Raw genomic sequence first — 3,339 nt, 5'->3', positions numbered from 1 at the left:
ACTGAAAACGATAGATGAACGGCAATCATTGTAGTCATGAACAGAACTTTGAATGATTAAATCGCACCTTCCCTAACCGTCCCTCCATCCACATGACCAAGCGTTGCACTTATTATCTGAATTCGCGATGAAGGTTATTCTCTTTTTATTATTTATTGAATTAATACTATAAATAATAATTAGTTTGATAATATATCTATAACAATGGAATGTGCGAATGCCGGCAAAGAATGCCAACACAACAGTCTCGTATTACGGGAATAATTCCTGCACTGACTGGCAAAGGAGTCACTAATGCCAGAACAACGTCGGGATATTTACCGCAATCACCTCCCCACCCGCCAGCAGGAGGAAACGGCGCGCTCGAAAGAGATTGCCGTCACCGCCGGCTTGCTGACCAGCCTGCTCACTCTGCCGCTGTGCTTTCCTTATTATCTGGTGCTGGCAGAGGAGTCATTTGAACTGGTCAATCAGATCGCGATGGATCTGGACGATGAAGGCGCGCTGTGGCGGCTGATGCTGCTTAATATTTTGATCGTGGTGAAGTTTCTTGCCACCCTGCTGCCGGTGCCGCTGGTCGCCAGTCTGGCACCTGTCGGCTGGCGCTGGCTGAGGAAATATATCCGGCCAGCGTGGTACAGCACCACGTCGTTCGCTGAAATGAGACGTCTTTTTTCGCCACGCCATCTGACCAGTATGCTGGATATCAGCAGCAAATGTGCCATCATCCTCGCCCTGCTGTATCTGGAGATCCTGCACGACCTGGCGGGTTTTATCAGCCATCAGAGCCATTACCTGCGACAGCCACTGTTTCATGGCCTGCATCAGTGGCATACGACGTTACGGGTGGTGCTGTTTATCATCGTGCTGTGCGTGCTGCTGGGCAGACGGCGGTAAACCCGCGTCAGGCGGCCTGTCAGCAGTACCGGCAACTGTTATAGAAAAATGCCCTGTAACTGTTGCTGTTATTATCTCGCGCAGCGTGTTCTAATTTCACCCTGCTGCAGTTGCATGAGTAAGGTGAGTCATGAACGAAATAAAACAAATCCTGCTGCGCGAGATCGATACCTTAAATCGCGAAGAACGTCGCGATAACAAATTCCGCTTCAGCTTTAACTTTCTGAAAACCCATCCCGGCCTGTGGCTGTCGATGTATATCTGCTATGCCCTGACGGTGGCACTGATCTTTACCACCGAGTTTCTTGGCTGGCCCGCATTCTGGGGCGCGACACTGTTTGTACTGCTGATGAGCGGGCTGATGCTGCTCGACGTCAATCCCAAATATCGCTTTGAAGATATCGATCACGTGCATGACATCCGCGTGGTGTATTACGGCGAATGGTACTACGACCGTAACCTGTCAGATGGCGCAGTGCAGGAGATCCTGGCAAATCAGGCGGCACCGGAAGACGTCAAAAGCGGCATCCGCACCCTGCTGGAAAAGAAAGGCACGGTAGACTTTTATGATGTCTGGTCCCTCACCTGGGGCACCCGGGCGGCCACAGCGACCGCCTGATCCTGAGTTACATCATGGCGGCGATCAGGCCGCCAAGTGTCACCACTGCCGCTTCCTGCGCCTCATCCCACGGCCACGCTGCGTTAAAACGAAAATAGTTGGCATACTGCTCGCCGGACGAGAACATACTGCCCGGTGCAATACTGATATGCTGCTGCAATGCGCGGCAATACAGCTCCGTGGCGTTGACCTGCTTCGGTAACTCAATCCAGAGAAAATAGCCGCCACGCGAATCGTTAATCCGCGTGCCCTCCGGCAGATGACGTTTTAACGACTGACGCGCCATATTCTTACGCTGCTCCAGTACCTGACGCAGCCTGCGCAGATGACTGTCATAGCTGCGTGTGCCTAGGTAATTAGCCAGCGCCAGCTGCATCGGCGCACTGGTCGACAACGTGCTCATCAGTTGCAGACGCTGAATGCGCTGCGCATGACGCCCTGCCGCCACCCAGCCGACACGAAAGCCCGCGACCAGATTTTTGGAAAACGATGAGCAGTGCAGCACATCACCGTTGCGGTCAAACGCCTTGGTGGGTAATGGTTTGTCGCCACCAAAATAGAGTTCGCTGTAAACATCATCTTCGATCAGCGCCACCTGATGCTGCGCCAGCAGATCGACCAGCTGGCGCTTTTTCTCTTTGCTCAGGGTAAAACCGACCGGGTTTTGCTGGCTGGTCATCAGCCAGCACGCTTTCACCGGCCAGCGTTCCAGCGCACGCTGCAGCTCATCGAGATCCATGCCGTGCTGCGGATCGGTCGCGATCGCGACGGCTTTCAGTTTTAACCGTTCAATGGCCTGTAGCGCACCGTAGAACGTCGGATTCTCCACCACCACCCAATCCCCCGGTTCAGTGACCGCCTGCAGGCTGAGGCTCAGAGCCTCCATCGCACCGTTGGTGATCACGATCTCGTCTGGCGACACCATCATCCCCTGCTGGGCATAACGTTGCGCCAGCATTTTACGCAGCGCTTCGTTGCCCGGCGGCAGGTTATTGATCGCATCAGCCGGTGTCAGCGTGCGTGACACGCTGTTCAGCGAGCGCATCAGCTGGCTTTGCGGGAACAGTTCCGGATCGGGGAAGGCGGAGCCAAAAGGAATGATCTGCAGATCGCGGCAGGCCTGTAACACATCAAAGATAAAGGCGTTGATATCCACTGTTTCCGTCAGCTGTACTTTCTGGTGACTGACTGGCTGACTGAGAAACTCGGCGCGCGGCGCGACGTAGTAACCGGATTGTGGTCGCGACAGTATCCAGCCCTGGCTTTCCAGCACCTGATAAGCATGCATCACCGTCATCAGGCTGAGGCCGCTAAGGCTGACCTGCTCACGCAGCGACGGCAACCGCTCGCCGGGTTGCCAGACTTCTGCCTCAATTTGGGCGCGAATTTGATGCACCAGCTGTTGGTATTTGGCCATAACTGTTACAGGTTGAATGGGGGATTTGGTGGGGTATTATAGGTAATGAGGGGAGGGGTGTCGTGTGGATTTCCCTCCCTTTAATCAGCCTGCGTGGCTGGCCACTGATTTTTGGGTATCAGGCGGGGTTAATTGCACAGGTATATCTTCAGCCATACGGCGATACTTACGTGCAAGGCGACCGAATACTTCTTCGGCATCCCTGCCTCCCCCGCTGTTAATCCCTGCTCTGACCGCTTTTTGTAACGCTTCAAGCTTTAGCTGTTGCTCTCGTTCCTCAAGCACACGCAGCCCGGCACGGATAACCTCGCAGGTATGGTTATAACGCCCGGGTCGTGACGCAGATTTAGTGGTAGTGGTTGATTGTCAGATACCAGCCGATGATCTTGTCGTGCATCTCTTCAGA

Annotated in this window: 3 protein-coding genes and 1 pseudogene; 2 read left to right on the top strand and 2 right to left on the bottom strand. The window is 54.0% G+C overall.

Going from position 1 to position 3,339, the window contains the following annotated elements; genetic code table 11:
• Positions 1–294 precede the first annotated feature (294 nt).
• Entirely contained in the window at positions 295–897 is a 603-nt protein-coding gene (locus ACSZO1_RS21955) for an EscU/YscU/HrcU family type III secretion system export apparatus switch protein (protein WP_437616451.1), read from the top strand.
• A 130-nt stretch (positions 898–1,027) separates the two neighbouring features.
• Complete coding sequence (locus ACSZO1_RS21950) at positions 1,028–1,516, top strand: YlaC family protein (RefSeq protein WP_437616450.1); 489 nt, start codon at positions 1,028–1,030, stop codon at positions 1,514–1,516.
• Between the two features lie 7 nt (positions 1,517–1,523).
• Here the strand turns inward: ACSZO1_RS21950 and ACSZO1_RS21945 are convergent, their stop codons facing one another.
• Together ACSZO1_RS21945 and ACSZO1_RS21940 are read right to left on the bottom strand one after the other, a co-directional pair.
• Entirely contained in the window at positions 1,524–2,933 is a 1,410-nt protein-coding gene (locus tag ACSZO1_RS21945) for a PLP-dependent aminotransferase family protein (RefSeq protein ID WP_437616448.1), read from the bottom strand.
• An 84-nt stretch (positions 2,934–3,017) separates the two neighbouring features.
• Positions 3,018–3,263, bottom strand: a pseudogene (locus tag ACSZO1_RS21940) (type II toxin-antitoxin system ParD family antitoxin); the annotation flags it as partial.
• Positions 3,264–3,339: the final 76 nt, after the last annotated feature.

The sequence above is a fragment of the Erwinia sp. V71 genome (assembly GCF_965644245.1).
Classification (GTDB): domain Bacteria; phylum Pseudomonadota; class Gammaproteobacteria; order Enterobacterales; family Enterobacteriaceae; genus Erwinia.
Note: the sequence above shows the minus strand (reverse complement) of the source record. Positions and strands in the feature narration are given on the sequence as shown.

Excerpts from the sequence above, each read along its gene's own strand:
- ACSZO1_RS21955 (WP_437616451.1), top strand. The coding sequence starts at position 295 with ATGCCAGAACAACGTCGGGATATTTACCGCAATCACCTCCCCACCCGC.
- ACSZO1_RS21950 (WP_437616450.1), top strand. The coding sequence starts at position 1,028 with ATGAACGAAATAAAACAAATCCTGCTGCGCGAGATCGATACCTTAAAT.
- ACSZO1_RS21945 (WP_437616448.1), bottom strand. The coding sequence starts at position 2,933 with ATGGCCAAATACCAACAGCTGGTGCATCAAATTCGCGCCCAAATTGAG.